This is a genomic window from Brevundimonas sp. (assembly GCF_036402095.1).
GTDB lineage: Bacteria > Pseudomonadota > Alphaproteobacteria > Caulobacterales > Caulobacteraceae > Brevundimonas.
Window position 1 is genome coordinate 1 of record NZ_DASWTO010000196.1, and the last position, 5,563, is coordinate 5,563.

7 protein-coding genes are annotated in these 5,563 nt (G+C 71.4%); all 7 read left to right on the forward strand.

The features are described from left to right. The coding region (locus tag VGD32_RS12980; RefSeq protein ID WP_414644422.1) for a hypothetical protein at positions 1 to 562 on the forward strand (562 nt) is incomplete at its 5' end. 5 nt (positions 563 to 567) lie between these two features. After that, on the forward strand, positions 568 to 1,005 hold the full coding sequence (locus tag VGD32_RS12985; RefSeq protein WP_331032302.1) for a hypothetical protein: 438 nt from the start codon (positions 568 to 570) through the stop codon (positions 1,003 to 1,005). Positions 1,006 to 1,101: 96 nt separating this feature from the next. After that, complete coding sequence (gene tolB, locus VGD32_RS12990) at positions 1,102 to 2,475, forward strand: Tol-Pal system beta propeller repeat protein TolB (protein ID WP_331032303.1); 1,374 nt, start codon at positions 1,102 to 1,104, stop codon at positions 2,473 to 2,475. 124 nt (positions 2,476 to 2,599) lie between these two features. After that, positions 2,600 to 3,154 (forward strand): peptidoglycan-associated lipoprotein Pal, encoded by a 555-nt coding sequence (gene pal, locus VGD32_RS12995; RefSeq protein ID WP_331032306.1) that lies wholly within the window; start codon positions 2,600 to 2,602, stop codon positions 3,152 to 3,154. A gap of 112 nt (positions 3,155 to 3,266) precedes the next feature. Continuing rightward, positions 3,267 to 4,370 carry a DUF3667 domain-containing protein gene (locus tag VGD32_RS13000; protein ID WP_331032304.1) on the forward strand — a complete coding sequence of 368 codons (1,104 nt, stop codon included), beginning with the start codon at positions 3,267 to 3,269 and terminating at the stop codon, positions 4,368 to 4,370. A 40-nt stretch (positions 4,371 to 4,410) separates the two neighbouring features. Beyond that, on the forward strand, positions 4,411 to 5,286 hold the full coding sequence (locus tag VGD32_RS13005; protein ID WP_331032305.1) for a tol-pal system protein: 876 nt from the start codon (positions 4,411 to 4,413) through the stop codon (positions 5,284 to 5,286). 104 nt (positions 5,287 to 5,390) lie between these two features. Beyond that, on the forward strand, positions 5,391 to 5,563 hold a 173-nt coding region (locus VGD32_RS13010; RefSeq protein ID WP_331032307.1), incomplete at its 3' end, for an ATP-binding protein.

The following is a 5,563-nucleotide window of genomic DNA, read 5'->3' on the forward strand; positions in this document are numbered from 1 at the left end:
GGCCGAGCCGCCGCCGCCGACGCCGACGCCCGTCCCGACGCCGCGTCCGCCCGAGAAGGCTCCCACCCCGCGCGCTGCTCCCAGACCCACGCCGCCGCCGCGCGCCGCCACGCCGCCGCCGGCGAAGAAGCGCGAAACGCCGCGGCCGCCGCGGGAAGACTCCCTCGACCTCGGCGCCCTCGCGGCGGACCGGCCCAACCGTTCGCCCAACCGCACCCCCGCCCGCCCGTCCGGACAGCAGGCCTCGGGCACGGCCGGCCAGACCAGCGGGCCGGTGATCACGGCCATGTTCAATCAGGTCTACCAGAACTGGAATCCGCCCTGTCAGACGCCGGGCGCCGAGGGGCTGCGCATCCAGATGGACGTGACCCTCGACTCGCGCGGCCGCATCACCGAGGGGCCGACCCTCGTCGGAGCCCGCAACGATTCCGTCTGGCGTGCGGTCGCGGCCGGCGCCATGCAGGCGCTGGTGCGCACCGCGCCGTTTGACGTCCCGGCCGGCTTCACCGGCGGTGAGTATCGGCCCTCGTTCAACATGGAGCGCGCCTGCGGGCGCGGGTGAGTTCGGTGATCCTCGCCGCGCTGCTGCTGACCGCCGCCCTGACCCAGGACCCCCGGCCGCACACTGCGTCCGGACAACTGGATCTGGACCACCTGGCTCCCCGGGCCGCGAACCCGCGTTCGCAGACCTCAGAGCCGGACATCGTCGCGGTGTTTCGTCAGATCTACGCCAACTGGACGCCGACCTGCGATGCGGCGGCGATCGCTGGTCACCGGATCGCCTTCGACGTGACCCTCGACGCCGAAGGCCGGATCGTGGAGGGGCCGACGCTGGTTCGCCCGCAGCAGGACCCCGCCTGGCAGGCCGCGGCTGAGACGGCCCGGCTGGCCCTCCTTCGGAGCGCGCCTTTCGACGTGCCGCCGGATTTCACCGGCGGAACCTACCGGCCGCTCTTCGTCACCGCCCGCGCCTGTGCCTTGGCTTCGGAAGCTGACGAAGACTGATCAGGCCCGAAAGTCGCCCCAATCGCGGCCATGCTGGTTCCTCGCGAACGGTCCGGTGATAAGGATCGGCGAACGTCTGACTTGCGGGAGCTATCGATGCGTCTGAACCGACTTCTGGCCGGTGTCGCCATTCTGGCCATGACCGCGGGCGCCGTTACGGCGCAGACGCCTCCGGGGCAGCAGCCGGGCCAGACCGGTCCGGTCGAGGTCGAGATCGACCAGGGCGTACTGCGCCCCTTCCAGATCGCTGTCGCCGACTTCAGCGGCGAAAACGGTTCCGAGCTCTCCAGCGTGATCCGCGCCGACCTGCGCCGCTCGGGCTATTTCGAGCCGCTCGATCCGGCCAGCTTCGTCGAGACCGGCCTGACCCTCGCCAACGCCCCCAACTTCCCGCAGTGGACCTCGATCGGCGCCCAGGCCGTGCTCTACGGCTCGGTTACGCCCCGCCCCGACAACCGGCATGACTTCGGCTTCCGCCTCTACGACCCCTACCGCCAGTGCCAGCTGGCCTCGTACCGGTTCACCGCCACGCCCGAGCAATGGCGCCGGATCGGCCACAAGATCGCGGACCTGGTCTATCAGCGCATGACCGGCGAGGCCGGCTTCTTCGACAGCCGCGTGCTGTTCGTGTCCGAGAGCGGCACCCAGCTGAACCGCCTGTCGCGCCTCGCCATCTCCGACCAGGACGGGTTCAACCCCGTCTATCTGACCCAGGGCGACGAGATCATCATGTCGCCCCGCTTCTCGCTGAACGATCCCAATGAGATCACCTATGTGGCGCTCGGCCGGGACTACAGCCGCATCTATCTGTTCAACCTGTCGACGGGCCGGCGCGAGTCGCTGGGCGAATTCGACGGACAGGTGCTGGCCCCGCGCTTCTCCAATGACGGCTCGAAGATGGCCTTCTCGATCATCCGGGGCGGCAACACCGACGTCTATGTGATGGACCTCGCCAGCCGGCAGGTGCGCCGCCTGACCAATGACCCGGCCATCGACACCTCGCCGTCGTTCAGCCCCGACAACAGCCAGATCGTCTTCACCTCGGACCGGTCCGGCTCGGCGCGCCTCTACGTCATGCGCGCCGACGGCTCGGGCCAGCGTCCGATCAGCCGCGGCGGCGGCATCTACACCGCCCCGAACTGGAGCCCGCGCGGCGACCTGATCGCCTTCACCAAACAGGGGGGCGGCCGCTTCTCGACCGGCGTCATGAATCCCGACGGCACCGGCGAGCGCATCCTGTCATCGAGCTATTTCGAGGAGGGCCCGTCGTGGGCCCCGAACGGCCGCTACATCATGTTCGCGCGCCAGTCGCCCGGCGGCGACACCCGGCTGTGGACCGTCGACCTGTCGGGCCGGGTGGTCAGCCAGGCCGGCTACAACGGCCGCGGCTCCGATCCGGCCTGGTCGCCGCTGCTCGACGAGCAGCCCTCCAACCTCGGAGGCGGCGGCCCGGACAGCTGCTCAACCTGACGGCAAGCGGAGCCTTTCGGCTCAATTCCGCGTTATCGCGACTGGCGAAATCGCTGGCGCGCCAGTACCCGAGTTTTATAGCAAAGCTGGAGGCCGAGGCCTCGCACCAAGGAGACGATCGATGATGAAGACCTCGACCCTCGTCCGTCTGGCCGCCGTGGGCGTGGCCGTGACGGCCATCGCCGCCTGCACCCCGCGCCGCCCGGTCGACACCGGCGCCGGCGACGGTCCGGCGCCCAGCACCGGCCCGCAGTATCCGACCGCCCCCTCCGGCCCGGTCGACGGCGGCAACCTGGGTTCGGCCGCGCCGGGCTCCGAGCAGGACTTCGTCGTCAACATCGGCGACCGCGTCTATTTCGACCTCGACAGCTACGAGGTCCGAACCGACGCCTATCCGCGCCTCGACGCCCAGGTGGCGTGGCTGCAGCGCTATCCGCAGGTCACCGTCCGCATCGAGGGCAATGCCGACGAGCGCGGCACCCGGGAATACAACCTCGCCCTCGGCGCCCGCCGCGCCGAGTCGGTGCGCAGCTATCTCGTCTCGCGCGGCGTCTCGGCCGCCCGCATCGACACCATCAGCTACGGCAAGGAACGGCCGATCGCGGCCGGCTCCAACGAGGAAGCCTGGGCCCGCAACCGCAACGCCCACACCGCCATCGTCAGCGGCGCCACGCGCTGATCCGACCCCATCGTCGAACGTCGGGAGGGGCGGCCGTTCAGCGGCCGCCCCTTTCCTTTTGACCGGCGTGCGCCGACGCCGCTAGATTCCGGGCGCAGAGGCGGAGGCGGGCATGGACATTGACGCGGCGGGCGGCGCGGCCTCGGCCGGGATTCTCGCAGGCGCTCTCGAGCGGCCCACCGGCCACGCCGGCGACGCCGAGGGCGACTGCACCGACTGCGGCCAGCCGGTCGACGGCAAATTTTGCTCCAACTGCGGCCAGCCCACGCACGTCCACCGCTCGCTGCTGCACCTCGGCGAGGAGATGCTGCACGGCGTGCTGCATTTCGACGCCCGCATCTGGCGCACCCTGCCGCTGCTGGCCTTCAATCCCGGCCGGCTGACCCGCGAGTGGGTGCAGGGCCGCCGCACCCGCTACGTGTCGCCGCTGGCGATGTTCCTGTTCACCGTCTTCCTGATGTTCTTCGTGTTCAGCTTTTCCGGCGGGCTGGAGCCGGACGTGAACACCACGCTGTCCGCCGCCGAGCGCGCCGAGACCCTGCGCGCCCTGGAGTCCGCCCGGTCGAAGCTCGCCGAGGATCGCCGGGCCTCCGGGGAGCGGCCCGGTTCCGACGCCCTGAAGCTGCAGGTGCGGGCGCAGGAGACCACGGTCAGCGTGCTCGAGACCAGGCTTGGCGTCGCCGGCTCGGCCGCCGCGCGCACCGACGGCCTGGCTCCGGGCAGCTGGCAGGCCCAGGTGCATGACGCCGTCGCCTCGGGCGATCTCAAGTTCAACACCGGCTCGAAGGGCCTCGACAAGACCCTGACCAAGAAGGCCCTCAATCCCGATCTGGCCCTCTACAAGGTCCAGCAGACGGCCTACAAATTCAGCTTCCTGCTGATCCCCATCTCGATCCCGTTCGTGGCGCTGCTGTTTCTCTGGCGGCGGGGCTTCACCCTCTACGACCACGGCGTCTTCGTGCTCTATTCGCTGACCGCCATGTCGGTCCTGATGATGGTGATCTCTCTCCTCGGGCCCTTGTGGAGCGGCTTCGCCGTCCTCGGCGCCCTGCTGTTCACCTTCGGCGTGCCGGCGCACATGTTCGCCCAGCTGAAGGGCGCCTATGGCCTGTCGTGGTTCTCCGCCGCGTGGCGCACCCTGCTGCTGCTGGTGTTCAGCAGCATCGCCTTCACCCTGTTCATCCTCGCCATCGTCGCGCTGGGCCTGACGGGATGACGCCTTGCGGCGGCCTCAAATCGGTGGGACGAAAACAACCATGCTGAAGCTGCCCCCCGCCCTGCGCACCCGGAACGCCCTCGTCACCGCCCTGGGGGTCGTGCTGATCGCCGGCACGACCACCGTCGTGGCCCAGACCACCCCCATGGAGCCGATCCAGTGGGACAAGCGCCGTCTCGAACAGCTGGACCGCAACGTCCGCCGCATCGAACGGGCCCTGACCCAGCGCAACGCCGCCGGCCAGCCGGTGATCGTCGAGCCCGATCCCGAGGTCGTGGCCCTGACCGGCCGCGTGACCATCATGGACCGCCGGTTGGGCGACCTCGAGGCGACCCTGCAGCGGGTCAACGGCGACCTTGAGCGCCTGACCTTCCAGCTCGACGAGAGCACGCGCGACAACGCCGCCCTCGAGACCCGGCTGCGCACGGCCGAGACCCGGCTGCGCGACATAGCGGCGGCGGCCCAGCGCGAGGCGGAGCTCAACGCCCCGATCAGCTCGACTTCCCCGACGGGCGACGCCGGCCGCGACCTCGCCGCCGCCGTGCGGCTGGCGGCCTCCGACCCGGCCATGGGCGACCGCGCCCTGCAGACCGTGACCCTGGCCTGGCCGGACACGCCGCAGGCCCGCGAAGCCAACGCCCGCCTCGGCGACCTGCGCGTCTCGGCCGGCGACCACGCCGGCGCCGTGGCCTTCTATGCAGCGGCCCTGAACGGCTGGCCGACGACGCCCTGGGCCGGCGAGACGGTGCTGGAACTGGCCAGCGCCCTGAACGCCAACGACCGCAAGACCCAGGCCTGCACCGCCCTCGGCGATTTCGACCGGCGCTACGCCGCGGGCGTCACGGCCGCCGCGCGGTCCCGGGCCGCCGCCCTGCGCACGCAGTTCGCCTGCCCGGCGGCGCGGAGAGCGGGCTGAGCCCCACCGCCCCGGCCCGGATCGTCCCGCCCTGGCTTGGCCGCGTCCGCGAACGGCTGGGCGCGCGCCTTGAGCGGAACGCCGGGCGCCCGGTCGCCCTCGCCCTGTCCGGCGGCGGCGATTCCGTCGCCCTGCTGCGCCTCGCCTCCGACTGGGCCCGCGCCAACGGCCGGCGCCTGCTCGCCCTCACCGTCGACCATGGCCTGAGCCCCGACAGCGCCGCCTGGACCGCCTTCGCCGCCCGGGCCGCCCGGGCCGCGGGGGCCGACTGGCGCGG